The sequence below is a fragment of the Nocardioides marmorisolisilvae genome, from assembly GCF_031656915.1.
GTDB lineage: Bacteria > Actinomycetota > Actinomycetes > Propionibacteriales > Nocardioidaceae > Marmoricola > Marmoricola terrisoli.
In genome coordinates this window covers 2612634-2634579 of the sequence record NZ_CP134227.1, presented here as the reverse complement: position 1 = coordinate 2634579, position 21946 = coordinate 2612634, and the positions used below count along the sequence as shown (strand labels likewise).

Annotated in this window: 19 protein-coding genes; 16 read left to right on the top strand and 3 right to left on the bottom strand. The window is 71.0% G+C overall.

Annotated features, from left to right (window positions below; all coding sequences use genetic code 11):
• Window positions 1-26: 26 nt before the first annotated feature.
• Window positions 27-923, top strand: coding sequence for a carbohydrate ABC transporter permease (locus tag Q9R13_RS12595; RefSeq protein ID WP_310961527.1), 897 nt, complete (start codon window positions 27-29; stop codon window positions 921-923).
• Window positions 920-2278 (top strand): GH1 family beta-glucosidase, encoded by a 1359-nt coding sequence (locus tag Q9R13_RS12590; protein WP_310961526.1) that lies wholly within the window; start codon window positions 920-922, stop codon window positions 2276-2278. Before Q9R13_RS12595 ends, Q9R13_RS12590 begins: the two co-directional genes overlap by 4 nt.
• 27 nt (window positions 2279-2305) lie before the next feature.
• On the opposite strand, the gene Q9R13_RS12585 is transcribed toward Q9R13_RS12590, so the two are convergent.
• Window positions 2306-3172, bottom strand: a complete 867-nt coding sequence (locus Q9R13_RS12585) for a class I SAM-dependent methyltransferase (RefSeq protein WP_310961525.1) — start codon at window positions 3170-3172, stop codon at window positions 2306-2308.
• Between the two features lie 42 nt (window positions 3173-3214).
• On the opposite strand from Q9R13_RS12585, the gene Q9R13_RS12580 reads away from it, so the two are divergent.
• Entirely contained in the window at window positions 3215-3937 is a 723-nt protein-coding gene (locus Q9R13_RS12580) for a Fic family protein (RefSeq protein ID WP_310961524.1), read from the top strand.
• A 263-nt stretch (window positions 3938-4200) separates the two neighbouring features.
• Here Q9R13_RS12580 and Q9R13_RS12575 read toward each other — a convergent pair whose 3' ends face one another.
• Complete coding sequence (locus Q9R13_RS12575) at window positions 4201-5007, bottom strand: HAD family hydrolase (protein WP_310961523.1); 807 nt, start codon at window positions 5005-5007, stop codon at window positions 4201-4203.
• Window positions 5008-5138: 131 nt separating this feature from the next.
• On the opposite strand from Q9R13_RS12575, the gene ssd reads away from it, so the two are divergent.
• The 7 genes from ssd to Q9R13_RS12540 all read left to right on the top strand — a co-directional run bounded on the left by ssd (window position 5139) and on the right by Q9R13_RS12540 (window position 10133).
• Window positions 5139-6227 (top strand): septum site-determining protein Ssd, encoded by a 1089-nt coding sequence (gene ssd / locus Q9R13_RS12570; protein WP_310961522.1) that lies wholly within the window; start codon window positions 5139-5141, stop codon window positions 6225-6227.
• The gene (locus tag Q9R13_RS12565; RefSeq protein ID WP_310961521.1) at window positions 6224-7387 is read left to right on the top strand and encodes a TadA family conjugal transfer-associated ATPase; all 1164 of its coding nucleotides are present in this window, start codon (window positions 6224-6226) and stop codon (window positions 7385-7387) included. The genes ssd and Q9R13_RS12565 overlap by 4 nt, the downstream gene beginning before the upstream one ends.
• Window positions 7384-8172: a type II secretion system F family protein gene (locus Q9R13_RS12560; protein ID WP_310961520.1), complete on the top strand. Its 789-nt coding sequence runs from the start codon at window positions 7384-7386 to the stop codon at window positions 8170-8172. The genes Q9R13_RS12565 and Q9R13_RS12560 overlap by 4 nt, the downstream gene beginning before the upstream one ends.
• Window positions 8173-8178: 6 nt before the next feature.
• Window positions 8179-8907 (top strand): type II secretion system F family protein, encoded by a 729-nt coding sequence (locus Q9R13_RS12555; protein ID WP_310961519.1) that lies wholly within the window; start codon window positions 8179-8181, stop codon window positions 8905-8907.
• Between the two features lie 150 nt (window positions 8908-9057).
• Window positions 9058-9240, top strand: coding sequence for a DUF4244 domain-containing protein (locus tag Q9R13_RS12550; RefSeq protein WP_310961518.1), 183 nt, complete (start codon window positions 9058-9060; stop codon window positions 9238-9240).
• 150 nt (window positions 9241-9390) lie between these two features.
• A complete protein-coding gene (locus tag Q9R13_RS12545) occupies window positions 9391-9759 on the top strand; it encodes a pilus assembly protein (protein WP_310961517.1) in 369 nt (122 codons plus the stop codon).
• Entirely contained in the window at window positions 9756-10133 is a 378-nt protein-coding gene (locus Q9R13_RS12540) for an Rv3654c family TadE-like protein (RefSeq protein WP_310961516.1), read from the top strand. The genes Q9R13_RS12545 and Q9R13_RS12540 overlap by 4 nt, the downstream gene beginning before the upstream one ends.
• A 32-nt stretch (window positions 10134-10165) precedes the next feature.
• On the opposite strand, the gene Q9R13_RS12535 is transcribed toward Q9R13_RS12540, so the two are convergent.
• Window positions 10166-12481 (bottom strand): DEAD/DEAH box helicase, encoded by a 2316-nt coding sequence (locus Q9R13_RS12535; RefSeq protein ID WP_310961515.1) that lies wholly within the window; start codon window positions 12479-12481, stop codon window positions 10166-10168.
• A 160-nt stretch (window positions 12482-12641) separates the two neighbouring features.
• Here Q9R13_RS12535 and Q9R13_RS12530 point away from each other — a divergent pair, with 160 nt between their 5' ends.
• The 6 genes from Q9R13_RS12530 to Q9R13_RS12505 all read left to right on the top strand — a co-directional run bounded on the left by Q9R13_RS12530 (window position 12642) and on the right by Q9R13_RS12505 (window position 21929).
• Window positions 12642-12980: an STAS domain-containing protein gene (locus Q9R13_RS12530; protein WP_458295149.1), complete on the top strand. Its 339-nt coding sequence runs from the start codon at window positions 12642-12644 to the stop codon at window positions 12978-12980.
• 118 nt (window positions 12981-13098) lie between these two features.
• Entirely contained in the window at window positions 13099-15522 is a 2424-nt protein-coding gene (locus tag Q9R13_RS12525) for a sodium-translocating pyrophosphatase (protein ID WP_310961514.1), read from the top strand.
• Between the two features lie 62 nt (window positions 15523-15584).
• Entirely contained in the window at window positions 15585-17042 is a 1458-nt protein-coding gene (locus Q9R13_RS12520) for a DUF7059 domain-containing protein (RefSeq protein ID WP_310961513.1), read from the top strand.
• Between the two features lie 258 nt (window positions 17043-17300).
• The gene (topA, locus tag Q9R13_RS12515) at window positions 17301-20018 is read left to right on the top strand and encodes a type I DNA topoisomerase (protein WP_310961512.1); all 2718 of its coding nucleotides are present in this window, start codon (window positions 17301-17303) and stop codon (window positions 20016-20018) included.
• A 112-nt stretch (window positions 20019-20130) separates the two neighbouring features.
• A complete protein-coding gene (gene tmk, locus Q9R13_RS12510) occupies window positions 20131-20763 on the top strand; it encodes a dTMP kinase (RefSeq protein ID WP_310961511.1) in 633 nt (210 codons plus the stop codon).
• Complete coding sequence (locus tag Q9R13_RS12505) at window positions 20760-21929, top strand: DNA polymerase III subunit delta' (RefSeq protein WP_310961510.1); 1170 nt, start codon at window positions 20760-20762, stop codon at window positions 21927-21929. Before tmk ends, Q9R13_RS12505 begins: the two co-directional genes overlap by 4 nt.
• Window positions 21930-21946: the final 17 nt, after the last annotated feature.

Below are 21946 nucleotides of genomic sequence, written 5' to 3'. Positions count from 1 at the left end.
GTTCGCACGACAGGACGGGGGCCCCGATGAGCGCGCAAGGGGTGACCCCCGAGATGACCACGGCCCTGGTGGTGCCGCGACGTCGCCGCCGTACTGCTGCGGGACAGCAGCTGAAGGCGGGTTGGGTCACCTATCTGCTCGTCGGCATCGTCACGGTGGTCTCGGTCTTCCCGCTCTACTACACGATCGTGATGGCCTCGCACACCAACGCCGAGATGGCGGCAGCCAACCCGCCGTGGCTGCCCAACGGCTCGATCTGGCACAACATCAGGCTGGCGCTGAGCCTCGCGCCGCTGAACCAGGGGCTCATCAACTCGGTGATCGTCTCCGGTTGCGTCACCGCCGGCACGGTGGCGCTGTGCACCCTGGCCGGCTTCGCGTTCGCCAAGCTGCGCTTCCGCGGGTCGAAGGTGCTGCTCGCGGTCTGCATCGCGACGATGATGGTGCCTACCCAGATGGGCGTGATCCCGCTCTACATGCTGATGAGCAAGCTCGGCATGGCGGGCCACCTCTCCGCGGTGATCCTGCCGACCCTGGTCACCGCGTTCGGGGTGTTCTTCATGAGGCAGTACGTCGCCAGCGCGGTTCCGGACGAGCTCATCGAGGCCGGCTACATGGACGGCGCCGGACCCTTCCGGATCTTCCGGTCCATCGTCGTGCCGGCGGTGCGGCCTGCGATGGCCGTGCTGGGGATGCTGACGTTCCTGATGTCGTGGAACGACTTCTTCTGGCCGATCATCGTGCTGAGCTCGCAGAACCCGACCGTGCAGGTCTCGTTCCAGAGCCTGGCCACCGGCTATGCGCCCCAGCAGTCGATCATCATGGCCGGCACCCTCTACGGGACGGTGCCGGTGCTGGTCGTCTTCGCACTTCTCGGCCGGCAGATCGTCGGCGGAATCATGCAGGGAGCGGTCAAGGGATGACATCGAGCTTTCCAGAGGGCTTCCGATGGGGCGTCGCCTCGGCGTCGTACCAGATCGAGGGCGCGGTGGCGGCCGACGGTCGGGGACCCAGCATCTGGGACACCTTCTCCCACACGCCGGGTCGCATCGATGGCGACGACGACGGCGACGTGGCCTGCGACCACTACCACCGCTGGGCCGAGGACCTCGACCTGATCCGCAGCCTCGGCATCCCCGCCTACCGGTTCTCTGTCGCCTGGCCACGGGTGATGCCGGATGGCCGCACGGTCAACCAGGCCGGGCTCGACTTCTACGACCGGCTCGTCGACGGGATGCTGGAGCGCGGCATCGACCCGCTGCTCACGCTCTATCACTGGGATCTGCCGCAGGCACTCGACGTAGGCGAGGCCGGGGGCTGGCTCGATCGGGACATCGCCGACCGGTTCGCCGACTTCGCGGTCGTGGTCGGCAAGCAGCTGGGCGACCGGGTGCCGGCCATCACCACCCTGAACGAGCCGTGGTGCTCGGCGTACCTCGGCTACGCGAAGGGCGAGCACGCGCCGGGACGCACCAGCAGCCCGCTCGCCTACCGCGCCGCGCACCACCTCAACCTGGCACACGGACGCGCCGCCGCCGCGCTGCGCTCGACGCTCCCGGCCGGTGCCGAGGTGTCGGTGACCCTGAACCTGCAGCAGGTGCAGGCCGCCTCCGACCGGCCCGAGGACCTCGCCGCCGCTGCGCACGCCGACCTCGTGGCCAACCGGATCTTCCTCGACCCGATGCTGCGTGGCGGCTACCCGCTCGAGCTGCTGGAGCAGACCGCGCACCTCACCGACTGGTCGTTCGTCGCCGACGGGGACGCCGAGGTCATCTGTCAGCCGCTGGACTTCCTCGGGGTGAACTTCTACAACCCGGTCCGGATCTGCGCCCCCGCCGCCGGGCTGGCGCCCTACCCGGGGACGGACCGCGCCTGCTTCGTGGACATCCCTGGTCCGCACACGGTGATGGGCTGGCCGATCCAGGCGTCCGGGCTGACCGACCTGCTGCTCCGGGTGCAGCGTGACCACGGCATCCCGATGATGGTCACCGAGAACGGCACCGCCTGCGCGGACCTCCCCGACGGTCAGGGCGTCGTCCATGACCTGGATCGGATCGACTACCTGCACCAGCACCTGACCGCCGTCCGGGACGCGATCGAGGCCGGTGCCGACGTCCGCGGCTACTACCTCTGGACGCTGCTGGACAACTTCGAGTGGGCGTGGGGCTACGACAAGCGCTTTGGGATCGTGCACGTCGACTTCGACACCCTGTCCCGCACTCCCAAGGACTCCGCTCGCTGGTACGCCGATGTCATCGCCCGCAACGCCCCGCCCTGACAGGAAGGTGCCGCCGCCGTCGATCGATCAGTGGAAGTCGATCAGCAGCGTGCCCGGATCCTCGGGCGGCTCCGGGGGCTCGGGCGGCTCGGTCTCCTCGACGCCGGTGGCCTCGAAGGCGTGCTCGGTGGAGCGCTCCGGCCGCGGCGGCGGGTCCGGTGGGTGCTGGACGGTGGCCCGGAAGCAGCGGGTCACGTAGGGGAGCAGCATGCCGTCATGGCCGCGGCCGTAGTCGTCGTACAGCTCCAGGACCTTGGCCAGCACCGCGAGGCGGGCGTCGTCGTCGAGCGTGGCCACGTAGGACCGCGAGCGGACCAGGTCGAGGAGGCTGTCGCGGTCGAGGCGCTGCCAGGTCCGGAACTTCGCCTCCTCGATGAAGCCGAACAGTGCCGAGTCGCGGATCGGCTTGACCAGGTCCTCGTCCTGTCCCTCGGTGCCGATGATCCGGCCGAGCCTCTTGACCCACGGGATGCCCTCGTCGCGCTGGTTCCACACCAGGGCGAGGACGCCACCGGGGCGCAGCACCCGCGCGATCTCCGGAAGCGCACGAGCATGGTCGAACCAATGGAACGACTGGGCGCAGACCACCACGTCAACTGAGCGGCTCGGTGACGGAATGGCCTCCGCGCCGGAGACGCCGATCGCGAACGGGACCACCCGTGCCCGCAGCCGGGTGAGCATCTCGGGCAGCGGGTCGGTCGCGATGACCCTGTGCCCGGCTCCGACCAGCACCTCGGTCAGCTTGCCGGTGCCGGCCCCGAGCTCGAGGACGGTGAGTTTGCCGTTGCCGGTCAGCCACCGAGCGGCCTCCGCCGGGTACGACGGCCGTGCACGGTCGTAGGCGTCCGCCACGGCACCGAAGGAGAGCGCGTGGTCGGGGGTCTCGGCGTTCATCACGACGAAACTACCCCGCGAGGGCTCGGTTAGCCTTGCGGCGTGCCCACGACGTCGGATCCCCTTGCCTGGTTGACCTCCCTGGAGGGCGTGCCCTCGGCGTACGCCGGCAGCCGGGACGGGATCGACGTGCTGCTGCGCGACCGCGGGCTGCGCCGTACCCGACCCGAGCAGACAGGCGAGTCGTTGCTTCGTGGCGCTCACGCGAGCGCGGTCCTCGAGGGGTCGGAGTCGTCGCTGGACTCGGTGCGCGCAGGCGACCTGGACGAGACCGCGGCCGCGGCGGTGCGGATCAGCACCGAGCTGCTCGGGCTCGTGCCGGTGATCACGTCCTCTCCGCTGCAGGCCTTCGCGCGGGTACACACGCTCGCCGGCAAGGGCGTGGTCGGTGACGACGCCCTCGGCCGACCCGTCGACGCGGAGGCCGCCGCGCGGCTCGCCACGCTGTCCCGCACCATCCTCACCACCGAGGTGCCCGCCCTGATGCTGGCTGCCCTGGTGCACGCCGAACTGGTCACGGTGGCGCCCTTCGCCTCCCATAACGGTGTGGTCGCCCGCGCGATCGAGCGACTGCTGCTGGTCGCCCGAGGGGTCGACCAGGCCTCGCTGACCGTGCCGGAGGCCGGGCACCTGGCGCTGCGTGCGGCGTACGAGTCGAACCTACGCGGCTACAGCAGGGGCGGTCGCGCCGGACTGCACTCCTGGCTCCTCTATGCCGCCGAGGCCTACTCCCGAGGTGCCGAGGCGAGCCCGCTGAACGGCTGAGCCAGCCCTCGACCGCACAGATGAGCGGCACCGAGGTCAACCCGTCCGGTTGGCGTCGATGCCGCTCTCACACACGAACCGACGGCTACCAGGCGTGCACGAATCCAACTGTCGCCTCGGGAGTGTCCCGATGAGCAAACGCCCTGTAGGAAGGGTAGATCGCCGCGTGGGTACCCGGTTCATGTGCTGGTCTGGAGTTGTTGTCTCCTTTGTACGCCGCACCCCGTGGCCTTACAAGGGTTGACATTGCGGCCTCGGGCGGATCAGGCGGCGTGCCGGAGCCGGCGAGCTCGAACCCAGGCGGTGGCGGCGAACGCGGCCAGGCCGCCGAGCGCCAGGGCGGCCAACGTCGGCTTCGCCGGTGGCAACCGCATCCGGGACCGCAGCGCCACCGGCTTCTCGAAGACGAGCACCGGCCAGCCGCGCTCACGCGCGATCTTGCGGAGGTCCTTGTCGGGGTTGACCGCGTGCGGGTGGCCGACCGCCTCCAGCATCGTCACGTCGGTGATCGAGTCGCTGTAGGCGTAGCTGCGGGCGAGGTCGTAGCCGCGCTTGCGGGCCAGGTCGGTGATCGCCTTGGCCTTGTTCTCCGCGTAGGCGTAGAAGCGGATCTCGCCGGTGTACTTGCCGCCCTCGACCGCCATCCGGGTCGCGACGACGTGGTCCGCGCCGAGCATCTCGCCGATGGGCTCGACCACCTCGGAGCCGCTCGTCGACACGATGATCACGTCCCGGCCGGCTGCATGATGCTGCTCGATCAGGCTGACGGCCTCGTCGTACACCAGGGGGTCGACCGTGTGGTGCAACGTGTCGGCGACGATCTCACGGACCGTCTGCACATCCCATCCGGCGCACAGCTGCGACATGAACTGCCGCATCTTCTCCATCTGGTCGTGGTCGGCGCCGCCGACGAGATAGACGAACTGGGCGTAGGCGCTGCGCAGCACGGCACCCCGGGTGATCAGTCCGCCGGCCTGGAACTCACGGCTGAACGCCAGCGTGCTCGACTTGGCGATGATCGTCTTGTCGAGGTCGAAGAACGCTGCCGTCGGCCGGGCCACGGGGGACATGTCGCCAGCCTATGCGGGGCGGATCCCCACGACCGGCCGTTTCCGGTCCACAGCCTGCACCGGTCGCAGGTTGTCCACAGCACGCCGCCTCGTGCTCGTACGGCCACGGCGGCCTCCCGGATCGTGACCGCATGGAGATCGCCGACACCCCCCTCACCTCCACCGGGCAGACGGCCCCGGTGCTGCTGTCCACCGACGAGCTGCTCGTCGCCGAGGTCCGTCGGCTGGCTGCCGCCGCCGGTGTCTCGGTGACGGTGGTCGCCGACCTCGCGGCCGCGGCGAGGACCTGGGCCACCGCGTCGGTGCTGCTGGTCGGTGTCGACCTGGCTAGCGCGTGTGCGGCGGGTCGGCCCGCTCGCCGCGAGCAGGTGCACGTGGTGGGCCATGGGTCGATCGGCAACGACGCCTTCCGGCATGCCGTCCACATCGGCGCGGAGTCGGTGACGGAGCTGCCGAGCTCGCAGGAGTGGCTGGTCGAGCTGCTGACCGACGCCGCGGACGGACTCTCGACGCCGGGGGTGGTGATCGGCGTCGTCGGCGGTGCCGGCGGGGTCGGTGCCACCGTGTTCGCCACGGCTCTGGCCCGGTGCGCAGCGGCCGTCACGCCCACGCTCCTCGTCGACCTCGACCTCCTCGGCGCGGGCGTCGACCGGGTGCTGGGCGTCGAGTCGAGCTCCGGCATCAGGTGGGACGCGATGATGGCCGCCACCGGCCGGCTGAGTGCACGCTCGCTGCGCGAAGCGCTGCCGCGCGCGGACGACCTGTCCGTGCTCGCCTTCCCCACCCGCCGGCCGGAGACGCTGCCGGGGTTCGCGGTCCGGGAGATCCTCTCTGCCGCCCGTCGCGGGTTCGGCTGCGTCGTGCTCGACCTCCCGCGGTCCGGGGATGCGGCCATCGAGCAGGCCCTTGCCCGGTGCGACCGATTGGTGCTGGTCTCGACGCTCACCCTGCCGGCGGTCACGGCAGCGTCCCGGGTGGCGGCTCGACTGCCGCAGACCGTGCCGACCGGCCTGGTGACCCGTGGGGGCGCCGGCAACCTCGCGCCCAGCGAGGTGAGCCGGCTGCTCGGCGTGCCTCTGCTGCACGCGATGACGGATCAGCGCGGCTTGGACGAGGCCATCAACCTGGGCGCCGGCCCGCTGCGGTCACGGCGCGGAACGCTGGCACGTGCTGCGCGGCGGTGTCTGCCGGTCCTGCTCGAGGACGCGGCGGCAGCATGACCGGGACACCGGCCGTAGAGGTCGACCGCCACATCCTCGAACAGGTCCGCACGCGCCTGGCCCGCGACGGCATGGCGCTGACCCCGGAGTACGTCGCCCGCGCCCTGCGTGACCAGGGTCGGCCGGTCGGGGACCGCGCCGTGCTCGCCGTGCACGATGCGCTGCGCCGGGAGGTGATCGGCGCCGGGCCCCTCGAGCCGCTGCTGCGGACATCCGGAGTCACCGACGTCCTGGTGAACGGTCCCGACCAGGTCTGGATGGACCGCGGGGCCGGTCTGGAGCGCTGCGCGGTCACCTTCCCCGATGACGAGGCGGTACGCCGGCTGGCACAGCGACTCGCCGCCTCGGTCGGTCGCAGGCTCGACGATGCGTCCCCGTTCGTCGACCTCCGGCTCGACGACGGCACCCGGTTCCATGCCGTGCTGGCGCCCCTGGCCCGGCCGGGCACGACCCTCAGCCTGCGGGTGCCGCGCGCCCGCGTGTTCACCCTGGCCGAGCTGGTCGCTGCTGGCGCGCTCTCGGACACGGGCGCGGCCCTGTTGCGCAGGATCGTCGAGCGGCGGTGCGCCTACCTCGTCACGGGTGGCACCGGCTCGGGCAAGACCACGCTGCTCAACGCATTGCTCAGCCTGGTCGACCCGGGTGAACGGTTGGTCGTGGTGGAGGACGCCAGCGAGCTGCGCCCGGACCATCCCCACGTGGTCTCACTGGAGGCACGGCCTGCCAACGTGGAGGGCGCCGGTGCCGTGCCGTTGCAGGTCCTGGTCCGGCAGGCACTGCGGATGCGCCCCGACCGGCTCGTGGTGGGCGAGGTGCGGGGCGGCGAGGTGGTGGACCTGATGGCGGCCATGAACACCGGGCACGAAGGTGGCTGCGGCACGGTCCACGCGAACTCCGCCGCCGACGTACCCAGTCGGATCGAGGGCCTTGCGCTGGCGGCGGGCCTCGGCCGCGAGGCGGCCCACAGTCAGCTGGCATCGGCAGTGGACGTCGTCGTCCACCTGGGCCGCGACCACGGGCACCGCTATCTCGCCGAGGTGGGAGTCCTGACCCGTGATGCCGATGGCCTGGTCGAGGTCCGGTCGGCGGTCAGGTTCGATCCGTCCGGTCGCGAGTACGAAGGCGCCGGCGCCGATCGGTTGGGTGTCCTGCTCCGATGAGCACGCTGGTGGCGGGCGCCGGATTGGCCGCGATCACGGTCTGGTTGGCCTTTCCTGCCGGGGCGACGGCGCGAAGCGCCGGTCGCGGGCGGTCCGCAAGGGTCCACCCCGGCGCGTGGGGAGGGCTGGTGGGGGCGGTGGTGGGCCTCGCGTGGTGGCTGCTGGGCGGCACCGACCTGGTCCTCGGCGCCATCGCGGCGGTCCTCGCCTGGGGGGCCGTCCGGCTGGTCCTGCGTCGGCGGCAGGCGCGTGCCGCCGACGAGCGCGCGGAGCAGGTGCTCCTCGTCTGCGAAGCGATGGCGGCCGAGCTGGCGGGGGGTCAGCCCGCACTGAGCGCGCTTCGCCGGGCCGCCGAGGACTGGCGTGAGCTCGGACCAGTTGCGGTCGCGGGTGAGCTCGATGCCGACGTACCCGCCGTCCTCCGGGAGCTGGCCGCGCTGCCGGGGGCGAGCCAGCTGCGCGCGGTGGCCGCGGCCTGGCAGGTGGCACACCGCTCCGGCTCCGGTCTGGCCGACGCACTCGCCCAGGCCGCGGTGGCGCTCAGGGAGGAGCGCCAGACCCGTCGCACCGTGGCCGCGGAGCTGGCCGCGGCGAGGTCGACCGCGCGACTGATGGCGCTCCTGCCGGTGATGGTGCTGCTCCTCGGGGTCGGGGTCGGCGGAGACCCTGTCGGGTTCCTGCTGCACACCGCGGCGGGTCTCGGGTGTCTGTCGGCTGGCCTGTTGCTCAGCTTCCTGGGAATGGTGTGGCTCGAGCGCATCGCCGACGCAGTCCTGGGCAGGTGAGCGACGATGATGCAGCTGTTCGCGGCGGTCCTCCTCGGATCAGCGGTCTGGTGGCTCTGCAGTCCGAGTGCCCGGCTTCGAGTCGTGGTCTCGACGGCGCTGCCGCAGGCGGAACGCGAGCAGGCCTCCCTGTTGCTGCGGCTCCGGATCCCGCTGTCCGCGCTGGCCTTCGTCGCTGGGTGGGCGTTCCTCGGCGGACTCCCCGGGATGGCCGTCGGCGCACTGGCGGCCGGAGTCTCGTGGAGGGTGCTGGGCAGGGCGGAGAGTCCTACCCGTCGTCGGCGGCGGGAGCGCCTCGAGGCCGACCTGCCCTGGGGAGTGCAGCTCCTTGGCAGCTGCCTGATCGCAGGCGCCGCGGTCCCGTCGTCCCTGCGGACGGTGGCCGACGCGATTCCCGGCCCGCTCGGCGACGAGTTCGGTCTGCTGCATCATCGGCTGGCCCTCGGTGAGGACCCGGTGCAGGTCTGGCGCGAGCTCTGTGACCACGATCAGCTCCGACCGCTGGGCCGTGCGCTGGTGCGTGCGCAGGAGAGCGGCACCCCTGTCGCCGGCTCCATCCAGGCCCTGGCAGACGAGCTTCGCGCCCGACGGCGTGCCGCCGTGGAGGAGCGAGCGCGCAGTGTCGACGTCAAGGCGTCAGCTCCATTGGGCGTGTGCTTCCTGCCCGCGTTCATCCTGCTCGGCGTGGTGCCGATGGTGGTGGGGATCTTCTCCTCGTTGCGGCTGTTCGGGTGACCGTCTGCCATCCACACCAGAGCCCGCAGCGGAGTTGTCCACTGCTTCCGAGGAGGCGGTGGCGAGCGCGGTGATCGCGGAGAAACCTCAACCCTGCAAGGAGAAATCGCCGTCGGGACGGTCTCGGGGGCCAAGACGCAAGGAGAAGCCATGACCAACAAGTCGCTCGCCGCGGTCCGCAACGAGAAGGGTGCCACCACCGCGGAGTACGCCGTCTGCACCGGCGCCGGGGTCGGGATCGCGGGCGTGCTCTTCCGACTGCTGACCAGTGACTTCGGCCAGCAGTTCCTCAAGGGGATCTGGACCGGCATCAAGGGCCTGCTGCCCTTCTGAGACGTCGGTGGGGAGCTCCGGGGCAGGGCTCCCCACCGGCACCACACGGCCGGCGAGGCCAGGAGCGGTCGGCGGCTGACCCAAGAAGAGCTCTGCCAAACAAGGAGCCGGCCCAGAGCGCCGGTCACAGAACAGCAGCGAGGAGTGGGGATGTTTTCCAAGGGCGAGTCCGGAGCAGTCACCGCCGAGACGGCGGTCGTGCTGCCGATCCTCGCCGTGTTCACCGTCGGGATGGCCTGGCTGGTCAGCCTCGGCGTCGCGCAGGTGCGGGTGCAGGACGCTGCCCGCGAGGCGGCTCGGGTGATCGCGCGCGGCGACACCACCAGCACGGGCGTCAGCTACGCCCGCCGGGTGGCACCCACCGGGTCGAAGGTGGTGGTGGAGAACGGCACCGGCACCGTGGTGGTGACCGTGCGAGCCCCGGTCCGGGGACCGCGCGGTGTGTTCGCGTTCCTGCCCGAGTTCGACGTCCATGCCCAGTCGGTGGCGGCGCGGGAGACCTCAGGAGGCCCCTCGTGAGGTTCCGTGGTGGACCCGGCGCAGCTCATCGGTACGACGAGCGCGGTGCAGCAGCCGTCTTCGGGATCGCTCTGGTCGGTCTGCTGGTCTGCTTCACCGTCGCATGCTGCGTGGTGGCCAGCGTCGTCTCGGGGCACCGCCGCGCCGAGTCCGCGGCGGATCTTGCGGCGCTGGCCGCTGCTCGTGCGCTTCAAGAAGGGACGGACGGGTGCACGGACGCAGCCAGGATCGCGTCGGCGAACGGAGCGCGCATCGAGACCTGCCGGGTCGACGGCCTCGACGTCGTGGTCACGGTACGAGTGGCGGCCGCGAGGCTGTTCGGTGCCGGGTTGACCCTCCCGGCCAGGGCGCGCGCCGGTCGCGGCGCCGGCTGAACCGGCCGCACAGGTCCGAGGCCAAGGGGGCATCAGCCCAGCAGGGTGTCGAGCAGAAGCACCGCTCCAGCCTTGTCCAGCGGGCTGTTCTGGTTGCCGCACTTGGGCGACTGGACGCACGACGGGCACCCGTCCGTGCAGCCGCAGTCCGCGATGGCATCCCGGGTGGCGGCCAGCCATCGCCTGGCGGATCCGAAGCCGCGCTCGGCGAAACCCGCACCGCCCGGGTGCCCGTCGTACACGAAGACGGTGAGCTCGCCGGTGTCCGGGTGCAGGGCCGTGGACACCCCGCCGATGTCCCAGCGGTCGCAGGTGGCGAACAGCGGCAGCAGTCCGATGGACGCGTGCTCGGCAGCGTGCGCAGCGCCGGGCAGGTCACGGCCCTGCAGTCCGGCCCGCTCCAAGACGTCGGGCGGGACGGTCCACCACACCGCGCGGGTCTGCAGCACCTGCTCGGGCAAGTCGAGTGGGACCTCTCCGATCACCTCGTTCCCCGGCTGTCGGCGCTTCAGGTAGGAGACCACCTGCCTGGTGACGCACACGTCGCCGAACGCCAGCCGGCCCGACGACCAGGCCAGCGCGCTCCGCTCGGCCACCACAGTGATGTCGGTGATCTCGCGGGCCGAGGTGGTGTGGCCCGGATCGGAAGCGACGATCGTCGCGACCGACTCGTCGAGATCGAGGCCGGTCACGAGCCACGTCTCACCCTGATGCAGATAGACGGCCCCTTCGTGGGCGGTCCCCGGGGCGGCGCTGTGGTCGACCGTGCCGATCACCCGCCCGGTGGCCTCCTCGACGAGCCGCACCGGCGGCCCGCCCGAGGAGCGGATGTCGGCGAGGTCGGAGGCCCGGCTCCGGTCGGTCCAGAACCAGCCCCGCGGCCGGCGTCGCAGCAGACCGGCCGCGGTCAGTGCGTCCACGGCCTCGCGGGCGCCCGGACCGAAGATCGCGAGGTCGGCAGGGCCGTCCTCGGTCAGCGGGATCTCAGCGGCGGCCGCGCAGAGGTGGGGGCCGAGCACGTAGGGGTTGTCCGGGTCCAGGACGAACGCCTCGACGGGTTGACCGAGCAGGGCCTCAGGGTGATGGACCAGATAGGTGTCCAGCGGGTCGTCGCGGGCAACCAGGACCCCGAGCGACTCCTCGCCGCCCCGACCCGCCCGGCCGAGTTGCTGCCAGAGGCCCGCGCGGGTGCCCGGGAACCCGGCCATCAGGACAGCGTCGAGCCCGCTGATGTCCACGCCGAGCTCGAGTGCGGAGGTACTGGCGACGCCGGTGAGCCGTCCGTCGCGGAGTGCCTCCTCCAGCTCGCGGCGCTCCTCGGGCAGGTAGCCACCGCGGTACGCCGCCACCTGGCCGCTCAGCGATGCGTCGACCTCGGCCAGCTGCCGGCGACTGGTCCGCGCGATGGTCTCGGTGCCGCGTCGCGAGGCGACGAAGGCCAGCGTCCGGACCCGCTCGACGACCAGGTCGGTGAGCAGGTCGGCCACCTCGGCCGTCGCGGACCGGCGTACCGGAGCACCGTTCTCGCCGACGCCGGCGACGAAGGGCGGCTCCCAGAGCAGCAGCGTCGAGCGTCCGTGCGGCGAGCCGTCGTGATCGACCGCGGTGACGTCCAGCCCGGTGAGCCGTCGCGCGGACTCGGCCGGTTCGGCGACGGTCGCCGAGGCGAGCACGAACGTGGGGTCAGATCCGTGCGCCGCGCAGATCCTCCGGAGTCGGCGTACGACCTGGGCGACGTGGGAGCCGAACACGCCGCGGTAGTGGTGCACCTCGTCGATGACGACGTACTGCAGCGCCGCGAAGAACCCGGACCAGCGCTCGTGCCCGGGCAGCAGCGAGTGATGCAGCATGTCGGGGTTGGTCAGGACGTACTCGGCGTGGTCACGGGTCCACTGGCGCTGCTCCTTGCTCGAGTCCCCGTCATGGGTCGAGATCCTCAGCCCCGGTACGGCGAGCCGACCGAGCGCATCGGCCTGGTCGTGCGCGAGCGCCTTGGTGGGGGACAGGTACAGCGCCGTCGCTCCGCGCTGCCCCTTGTCCCCGCGACTGCCGGTGATCGCGGACAGCGCCGGCATCAGATAGGCCAGTGACTTGCCCGAGGCCGTCCCGGTGGCGACGACGACGTGGTGACCCTCGCGGGCGAGAGCGGCCGCGTCCACCTGGTGACGCCAGGGCTGGGTGATGCCGGCCCCGACGAAGGACTCCCGGACGTCGGTGCTGAGCCACCCGGGCCAGTCCACGACCTGGGCCGCGCGCGCCGGGATCTCCTCGAGGTGGACCAGCGCGTCGGCACGGTCAGGACGGGCGGTGAGCCGGCTGACAAGGATGTCGACGGGCGGAATCGGCACCGCACGAGTCTCGCACTCGGCACCGACGCCGCCGGCGGCGCAGTCGGTCCGCTGGTCGATGACATTCCCGGCACATCGCCCTGTCATGGTTCAATGGCGAGGGGCGCCAGCGGTGCCCGGCACGACGCGGTAGGACGATCCGGTTCAGCCCACGGGAGACATGGTGGACCTTTCCCTCGAATCACGAGAGGCGAGCGGGCGCACGATCGTGTCCGTCGCAGGGGAGATCGACGTCTACACGGCGCCGCGTCTGCGCGAGCGCATCTCGGAGCTGGTGGCCGACGGTCACTACCACCTGATCGTCGACATGGCCGGTGTGGACTTCCTCGACTCCACGGGGCTCGGCGTCCTGGTCGGCGGGCTGAAGAAGGTGCGCGCGCACGACGGCTCGATGGAACTCATCTGCAACCAGGACAGGCTGCTGAAGATCTTCCGGATCACCGGGCTGGCCAAGGTGTTCACCATCCACGAGTCCGAGACGGCTGCCCTCGGGTCCTGAGCGCCCCTGATCGGCGGCGTGTCGTGCCCCTGGTGGCCGCCCACCCCGCCGACGTGATGCCGGTCACGCCTGCGTAGACTCCGCGGCGGTTGTATGCCACATCACACCGAGGAGAATCATGACCGGGCCCATCCCCGACATCGTGCACCTCACCGGCGGAAACCTCGTCCTCGTCATCATCGTCGCCCTGATCGCACTCGCTGCGCTCGGCATGGCCGCGATGTTCCGGGCCGAGGTCCTGACCGCTGGCGAGGGCACCGAGAACATGCAGAACATCGCCCAGGCGGTGCAGGAGGGAGCGAGCGCCTACCTCGCCCGACAGTTCCGGACGCTCGGCGTCTTCGCTGTCATCGCCTTCCTGCTGCTGCTCGCCCTGCCCGCTGACGACGTCTGGGTACGGATCTTCCGTTCGATCTTCTTCCTGGTCGGCGCCGGCTTCTCGGCCTCCGTGGGCTACCTCGGCATGTCGCTGGCGGTGAAGGCGAACCTGCGGGTCGCCGCTGCCGCCAACGAGAGCGGTCGTGACCCGGCGATGAAGATCGGATTCCGCACCGGGGCAACCGTCGGCATGCTGACCGTAGGTCTCGGCCTGCTCGGCGCCTCGATCGTCGTGGTCGCCTTCGGCGACGAGGCACCGCACGTGCTCGAGGGATTCGGCTTCGGCGCCGCCCTGCTCGCGATGTTCATGCGGGTCGGCGGCGGCATCTTCACCAAGGCCGCCGACGTGGGCGCTGACCTGGTCGGCAAGGTCGAGAACAACATCCCCGAGGACGACCCCCGCAACGCGGCGACGATCGCGGACAACGTGGGGGACAACGTCGGCGACTGCGCCGGCATGGCAGCCGACCTCTTCGAGTCGTATGCAGTGACGCTGGTCGCCGCGCTGATCCTCGGCAGCCAGGCGTTCGGCGACAAGGGTCTGGTGTTCCCCCTGATGGTCCCGGCGATCGGTGCCCTGACCGCCGTGCTCGGTGTCTACCTCTGCCAGCCGCGGCCCGGTGAGAACGGTCTGAAGACGATCAACCGCGCCTTCTACATCTCCGCAGCGGTGGGCGGCGTGGCCTCGGTGATCGCGGCGTTCATCTACCTGCCGTCGTCGTTCGCCGGCTTCAACGGAGTCACCGCAAGCGCCCTGGACCAGATCTCCAGTGGCGGCGCCGAGGGCGACCCGCGCTGGATCGCCTCGGCGGCCGTCGTGATCGGCATCGTGATGGCCTCCGGGATCCTGGCCCTCACCGGTTACTTCACCGGCACCGAGTACCGACCCGTGAAGGACGTCGGCAAGACCTCCCTCACCGGCGCGGCCACGGTCATCCTTTCGGGGCTCTCGGTCGGCTTCGAGTCGGCGGTCTACACCACGCTGGTGATCGGTGCCGCCGTATGGGGTGGCTTCCTCCTCGGGGGCGCATCGCTCACGGTGTCGCTGTTCGCGGTCGCCCTGGCCGGATGTGGCCTGCTCACCACGGTCGGCGTGATCGTCGCGATGGACACCTTCGGTCCGGTCTCGGACAACGCCCAGGGAATCGCCGAGATGTCGGGCGACGTCAGCCCCGAGGGTGCCCAGATCCTGACCGAGCTGGACGCGGTCGGCAACACGACCAAGGCGATCACCAAGGGCATCGCGATCGCCACGGCCGTGCTCGCGGCGACCGCGCTGTTCGGCTCCTACGCGACCTCGGTGCTCGACAAGCTCGAGACGGTTCGGGCGGGTGGAAACTCCCTGCTCGACTTCTTCGTGTTCAACCCGGGAGTACTGGTCGGCGTGCTGCTGGGTGCCGCGGTGGTGTTCCTGTTCTCCGGGCTGGCGATCAACGCCGTCGCCCGGGCGGCGGGCGCCGTGGTCTACGAGGTGCGTCGCCAGTTCAAGGAGATCCCCGGGATCATGGAGGGCACCGGTCGACCGGAGTACGGCAAGGTCGTCGACATCGTCACCAGGGACTCACTGCGTGAGCTGGTCACACCGGGCCTGCTCGCGGTCCTGGCGCCGATCGCCGTCGGCTTCGGCCTGGGTGTGGCCCCGCTGGCCGGCTTCCTGGCCGGCGCCATCGGCACCGGCACCCTGATGGCGGTCTTCCTGGCCAACTCGGGTGGGGCCTGGGACAACGCCAAGAAGCTGGTCGAGGACGGCCACCACGGCGGCAAGGGATCGCTCGCCCACGAGGCCACCATCATCGGTGACACCGTCGGTGACCCGTTCAAGGACACCGCCGGACCGGCGATCAACCCGCTGATCAAGGTGATGAACCTGGTCTCGTTGCTGATCGCCAGTGCGGTCGTCTCGATGAGTGTGGGCAAGAACCAGCACGACGTACTGCGGATCATCATCGCGGTGGTGGCGGTGCTGGTGATCGCCGCGGCGGTCTACGTGTCCAAGCAGCGCGAGGTCTCACTGGGTGGTGACAGTGGCGGAACGCCGCCGCCACCCCCTGCGGCCGACCCCTCCGAGCCGGTCGAGGCCACCACCCACCCGGGTCCGGTGCTGACCAAGGAGGCTCCGGGCACGGGCCCGATCGACGAGCCCACGAGGGCCTTCGACGCGTGAGTGCGGCTCCATCGAAAGGGGCTCCGGGGAAACTCGGGGCCCCTTTCGGGTTCGTCCCGCAGGTGCGGGACGCACTGCGTAGGGCCGAGTACACCTTCGACGCGGTCACGACCGTCCTCGGGTCCGAGGCAAACGCCGCTCTGTTGCGGAACGAGACCACACCGGGACTGCGGGCGACAATCGGTGGCAGCCCACTCGAGACACTGACCAGGCTCTGGTTGCTCCAGACGACGGTCCCGGTCGAAGCGGCCCAGGCCGCGTTGCCGGGATTGGTCGACGCGCTCTGTGCGGTGGGCGTCCTCGAGCGCTCGGTGGGCGAGGTGGCCGCACGTCTCGACCTGCGGCCGTATGCGGCCGACGACGCTCACCTCTGGATCGCCAGCGACCTGACGCCGGGACTCGACGGCGCACCCACGCGGGTGTCGCCCGACCACGTGCTCGGTCTCAGTCCCGCGGCGAGGTCGCTGGTCGAGCTCACCGTCCGTGACCGGGTGGGCTCGGCCCTCGACCTGGGCACCGGCTGTGGGCTTCAGGCCCTGCACCTGGCCGGCCACAGCGGGCGGGTCGTCGCCACCGATGTCAACCCACGAGCGTTGTGGCTGACCCGGCTCAACGCCTCGCTCAACGAGGTCGCGATCGAGGTGCGCGACGGCAGCCTCTTCGAGCCGGTGACCGGCGAGGAGGTCGACCTGATCGTGAGCAACCCGCCGTTCGTGATCGGTCCGGGGACCGGTGAGCGGCTCGTCTACCGGGACTCGGGGCTGCCGGGCGACGCGGTCGTGGAGCAGATCGTCCGCGCTGCTCCCGGCCATCTCAAGCAGGGCGGCACCTGCCAGGTCCTGGCCAACTGGCTGGTCCCGACCGGTGGCGGGTGGCAGGACCGGATGGCGGGCTGGGTCCCGGACGACTGCGACATGTGGGTAGTGCAGCGTGAGTCCGTCGACCTTCCGTCGTACGTCGAGCTGTGGCTCAAGGACGCCGGACTCCATCCGTCGACGGGCGGGTCACGGACCGACTACCTGCGTCGGTACGACGCGTGGCTGGCCTGGCTCGAGCACACTGGTGCCGAGGCCGTCGGGTTCGGCTGGATCAACCTGCGTCGGCGCGCCGGACCGGAGACCTCCCAGCGGCCGTCCCGCCGGTTGGAGGAGTGGCCGTGGGAGGTGGCCCAGCCGCTCGGCGACGAGGTGGCCGCCCACTTCGCCCGGACGGCCACGCTGGGTGCCGTCGACGACGAGGCCCTTCTGGCGGCCAAGCTCCGCGTACGTGCCGACGTACGCCAGGAGACGCTGGGTGCGCCGGGTGCGGCAGACCCCGGCCAGATCCTGCTGCGCCAACAGACCGGCCTGCGCCGGGCGCGGCAGGTCGACACGGCGGAGGCCGCCCTGGTCGGGGCCTGCGACGGCGACCTCCCGCTCGGCTCCCTGCTGGACGCGATCGCCGGGCTCACCGCTGGCACGGTATCCGTCGCCACGGTCCGTGAGCTGGTGGCGGAGGGGTACCTGACTTTCCCAGGTTAGGAACCCGAACTCCCTGTTCACCTAGGAGAGTCGGTGTGTGAACCGCGACTCTCCTGGGTGAAGTGCGAGGCCCCCGGAAGGAGGGGCCGCCGGCGCGGCTCCCCCGCGGGCCGTATCGTCCACCGCAGCAGACCCGCGACGTCCCGGTTGACGGCTCGCGCTACCTTGATGCGGCAGCACCGGGGTCGCTCGGCCCTCGGTGGCAGGCATCGCGCCAGATCGGCGCAACAGCCGCAAGGAAGGACAGCGTCAGCAGACGTGGCACACAAGCTCGTGATCGTGGAGTCACCGGCCAAGGCCCGCACCATTGAGGGCTACCTCGGCCGGGGGTACGTCGTGGAGTCGTCCATCGGCCACATCCGCGACCTCCCGCACACCGCCGCCGAGATCCCCGCCCGCGTCAAGGGTGAGTCGTGGGCACGGCTCGGCGTGGACGTCGACAACGGCTTCGAGCCGGTCTACGTGGTCGCACGGGACAAGAAGTCGCACATCACGAAGCTCAAGAGCCTGCTCAAGGACGCCGACGAGCTCTTCCTCGCCACCGACGAGGACCGCGAGGGAGAGGCGATCGCCTGGCACCTCCTCGACGAGCTGAAGCCGAAGGTGCCGGTCCGCCGGATGGTCTTCCACGAGATCACCCCCGGAGCGATCCGGGCCGCGGTCGACACGCCGCGCGAGCTCGACATGGACCTCGTCAACGCCCAGGAGACCCGACGGATCCTCGACCGGCTCTACGGCTACGAGGTCTCGCCGGTGCTGTGGAAGAAGGTCATGTCCGGCCTCTCCGCAGGGCGCGTGCAGTCGGTCGCGACCCGGTTGGTCGTCGACCGGGAGCGGGAGCGGATCGCGTTCCGTGCCGCGTCGTACTGGGACATCGAGGGCACCTTCGACGGCGGTGCGGCCGCCGGCGACTCCGGCCCGCGGATGTTCCCGGCCAAGCTGCACTCGGTCGACGGTGCCAGGGTCGCCAGCGGCCGGGACTTCGGCGCCGACGGCGGGCTCACCGGCGCCAAGCAGGTGGTGCACCTCGAGCAGGCCCGCGCCGAGACGCTCGTTGACGCGCTGCGCGACACGACCTTCGAGATCCGGTCGGTGGAGGCCAAGCCCTACCGTCGCTCGCCGTACGCCCCGTTCCGCACCACCACGATGCAGCAGGAGGCCAGCCGCAAGCTCGGGTTCGCCGCGTCCCGGACCATGTCGGTGGCGCAGCGGCTGTACGAGAACGGCTTCATCACCTACATGCGCACCGACTCCACCACGCTGTCGGAGACGGCGGTGGCGGCGGCACGCGAGCAGGCCCGACAGCTGTACGGCGCCGAGTACCTCCCCGACGCCCCGCGGACCTACACCTCCAAGGTGAAGAACGCTCAGGAGGCGCACGAGGCGATCCGGCCGGCCGGCTCGTCGTTCCGTACGCCGGCGCAGACCGGCCTCACCGGCGACGAGTTCCGGCTCTACGAGCTGATCTGGATGCGCACCATCGCCTCGCAGATGAAGGACGCGGTCGGGCGGTCGGTGTCGATCCGGCTCGGCGGCGCCTCGTCGACGGGGGAGGACGTCGTCTTCGCGGCCAGCGGCCGGGTGATCACCTTCCACGGCTTCCTCAAGGCGTACGTCGAGGGCCGCGACGACGGGTCGACCACCGACGATCAGGAGACCAGGCTGCCCGACGTGTCCGAGGGGGACGCGGTCAGCGCGGCCTCCCTGCACGCCAGCGGCCACCAGACCAAGCCACCGGCGCGCTACACCGAGGCGACCCTGATCAAGGAGCTCGAGGAGCGAGAGATCGGCCGCCCATCGACGTACGCGTCGATCATCGGGACGATCCTCAACCGCGGCTACGTCTACAAGGTCGGCCAGGCGTTGGTGCCAGCATGGCTCGCCTTCTCGGTGGTGCGACTGCTGGAGGAGCACTTCGCCCGGCTGGTGTCCTACGAGTTCACCGCCAGCATGGAGGACGTGCTCGACGAGATCGCGGCCGGCCACAAGGACCGCAACACCGAGCTCACGTCGTTCTACTTCGGTGACGACGAGATCGAGGGCCTGAAGAAGCTGGTCACGGAGCTCGGCGAGATCGATGCCAAGGAGCTGGCCACCTTTCCCGTGCGCGGCCCCGACGGTGAGATCAGCGGGATCGACCTGCGCGTCGGTCGTTACGGGCCCTACATCGAAGACACCACCTCGGAGGCCGATCCGAAGCCGCGTGCGAACGTGCCCGAGGATCTGCCCCCCGACGAGCTGACGCTGGAGAAGGCCCGCGAGCTGCTGGCGAACCCGGCCGGCGCCGAGACCGAGTTGGGCACGGACCCGGAGTCGGGTCTGCGGATCGTGGCGAAGAACGGTCGTTACGGCCCCTATGTGACCGAGGTGCTGCCGGACGCCTCGACAGGATCGGCGCAGGGGACGAAGAAGAAGGCGAAGCCACGCACAGGGTCGCTGTTCAAGTCGATGACGCTGGACACCGTGACGCTGGAGCAGGCGCTCGAGTTGCTGTCGTTGCCGCGGGTGGTGGGCACCGATCCGGAGAGCGGTGAGGAGATCACCGCACAGAACGGCCGCTACGGCCCCTACCTGAAGAAGGGCACCGACTCGCGGTCGCTGCAGACCGAGGAGCAGATCTTCGACATCACTCTCGAGGAGGCGCTCGCGATCTACGCCCAGCCGAAGGCCCGCGGCCGTGCCGCTGCGAGCGCACCGCTGAAGGAGCTCGGGGACGATCCGGTCTCGGGCAAGCCCGTGGTGGTCAAGGCCGGCCGGTTCGGCGAGTACGTCACCGACGGCGAGTACAACGCCACCCTGCGCAAGGACGACGCGATCGACACCCTCACCCTCGAGCGCGCGGCCGAGCTGCTCGCTGAGCGACGCGCCAAGGGCCCAGTGAAGAAGACCGCGAAGAAGACCGCGAAGAGGACGACGAAGAAGACGACGAAGAAGACGACCGCCAAGAAGACGGCGGCCAAGAAGACGGCGAAGTAGGCGTGAGCGGCTGCCGATGACGGAGGACCGCGCCTGACGTGTCGCCGTCACGTCCCGGCCCCTACCCGGGCGGCTCGTGGAGCCGTCGGAGCCCACCCCTAGGCTGAGGCCCGTGAGCGACTGGCCCGGGGTGTACGCCGAGACCGGGCTGTTCCTGTGCCTCGAGGGCGGCGAGGGGGCCGGCAAGTCGACCCAGGCGGGGCTGCTCCGGCAATGGCTCTCCGAGACCGGTCACGACGTGGTGCTGACCCACGAGCCGGGGGACACCCCGGTCGGTCGACAGGTCCGCGAGATCCTGCTCGACCCGGCGACAGGAGCGCTGGCCCCCCGCGCCGAGGCGTTGCTCTACGCCGCGGACAAGGCCGAGCACCTCGACAAGGTCGTCTGGCCGGCGCTGCGACGCGGCGCCGTCGTCGTGACCGACAGGTACGTCGACTCCACGCTGGCCTACCAGGGGGCCGGGCGTGACCTTCCGCAGGACGAGCTCGAGGACGTGGTCCGGTGGGCGACGGGAGACTTGCGGCCGCATCTGACCGTGCTGCTCGACCTCGAGCCCGAGTCCGGGCTGGGCCGCTTCGCCGAGCGCGACCGGATCGAGGGCGAGTCCGTGGCGTTCCACCGGCGGGTGCGCGAGCGCTTCCTCGCCCTCGCCACGCCCGATCGTCACCTGGTCGTGGACGCACGACTGGCCCCCGACGAGATCGCCGCACAGGTGCGGTCCCGCGTCGAGGGGCTCCTCGGATGAGCGCGGCCACCGGATCGGTCTGGGACCAGCTCGTCGGCCAGCAGCACGTCGTACCCCGACTCCGGGCGGCCGCCGGTGATCGTGCGACAGGCATGACCCACGCCTGGCTGTTCACCGGGCCACCGGGCTCGGGACGGTCGAACGCTGCGCTCGCCTTCGCGGCCGCGCTGCAGTGCGAGCAGGGCGGCTGCGGACACTGCCCTTCCTGCCATCAGGTTGCGATCGGCGCGCATCCCGACGTCGGAGTGACCCGCACCGAGAAGCTCTCGATCGGCGTCGACGAGGTGCGCCAACTCGTCCGCAGCGCGGCGCTGACCCCGGTCGGCCGGCGTTGGCAGATCCTGGTCGTCGAGGACGCCGACCGGCTCACCGACCAAGCCGCCAACGCGCTGCTGAAGGCGATCGAGGAGCCCAACGACCGCACCGTGTGGCTGCTCTGCGCCCCCACGGTCGAGGACGTGCTTCCCACGATCCGCTCGCGCACGAGGCTGGTCGTGCTCTCGACGCCCTCGGTCGAGGACGTTGCCGACTTCCTGGTCCGCGTCGAGGGCGTCGGCGCGGAGGAGGCGTCGTACGCCGCGCGAGCCAGTCAGGGGCACATCGGCCGTGCCCGGGCCCTGGCCCGGGACGACGACACCCGGCAGCGGCGGCAGGAGGTGGTGGCCATCCCTGCCCGACTCGACTCGCTGGGCGCCTGCATGGCCGCCGCCGATCGACTGCACGAGCTGGCCAAGCAGGAGGCAGGCGCGCTGACGGTGGCCGCCGACGAGCGCGAGCGGGTCGACCTCGACCGGTCCTACGGGGTGGTGGAGCGAGGACGTCGGCCGCGCGAGTACGCCCCCGCCCTGCGGGATCTCGAGAAGGGACAGAAGACCCGGGCCAAGCGCCGGGTCCTCGACGTGGTCGACCGCAGCCTGATGGACGTGGTGTCGGTCTACCGCGACGTGCTCACCCTCCAGCTCGGGTCGCCCAGCGCGCTGGTCAACGCCGAGCAGCGCGCGGACCTGGACGCGCTCGCAGCGGACTCGGGCCCGGAGGCGCACCTGCGTCGCATCGATGCGGTCTTCGAGGCCCGTGAGCAGATGCTCGAGTTCAACGTGCCGCCGCTGCTGGCCTTGGAGTCGATGATGGTGGGGCTCCGACTCACCGGCCGATCCGGCGGCTGAGCCTGTGGACCGCCGCC

Bases quoted from the DNA above. Each gene is read 5' to 3' on its own strand.
- Q9R13_RS12595 (WP_310961527.1), top strand. From the start codon at position 27: ATGAGCGCGCAAGGGGTGACCCCCGAGATGACCACGGCCCTGGTGGTG.
- Q9R13_RS12590 (WP_310961526.1), top strand. From the start codon at position 920: ATGACATCGAGCTTTCCAGAGGGCTTCCGATGGGGCGTCGCCTCGGCG.
- Q9R13_RS12585 (WP_310961525.1), bottom strand. From the start codon at position 3,172: ATGAACGCCGAGACCCCCGACCACGCGCTCTCCTTCGGTGCCGTGGCG.
- Q9R13_RS12575 (WP_310961523.1), bottom strand. From the start codon at position 5,007: ATGTCCCCCGTGGCCCGGCCGACGGCAGCGTTCTTCGACCTCGACAAG.
- ssd (WP_310961522.1), top strand. From the start codon at position 5,139: ATGGAGATCGCCGACACCCCCCTCACCTCCACCGGGCAGACGGCCCCG.
- Q9R13_RS12565 (WP_310961521.1), top strand. From the start codon at position 6,224: ATGACCGGGACACCGGCCGTAGAGGTCGACCGCCACATCCTCGAACAG.
- Q9R13_RS12560 (WP_310961520.1), top strand. From the start codon at position 7,384: ATGAGCACGCTGGTGGCGGGCGCCGGATTGGCCGCGATCACGGTCTGG.
- Q9R13_RS12555 (WP_310961519.1), top strand. From the start codon at position 8,179: ATGATGCAGCTGTTCGCGGCGGTCCTCCTCGGATCAGCGGTCTGGTGG.
- Q9R13_RS12550 (WP_310961518.1), top strand. From the start codon at position 9,058: ATGACCAACAAGTCGCTCGCCGCGGTCCGCAACGAGAAGGGTGCCACC.
- Q9R13_RS12545 (WP_310961517.1), top strand. From the start codon at position 9,391: ATGTTTTCCAAGGGCGAGTCCGGAGCAGTCACCGCCGAGACGGCGGTC.
- Q9R13_RS12530 (WP_458295149.1), top strand. From the start codon at position 12,642: ATGGTGGACCTTTCCCTCGAATCACGAGAGGCGAGCGGGCGCACGATC.
- Q9R13_RS12525 (WP_310961514.1), top strand. From the start codon at position 13,099: ATGACCGGGCCCATCCCCGACATCGTGCACCTCACCGGCGGAAACCTC.
- Q9R13_RS12505 (WP_310961510.1), top strand. From the start codon at position 20,760: ATGAGCGCGGCCACCGGATCGGTCTGGGACCAGCTCGTCGGCCAGCAG.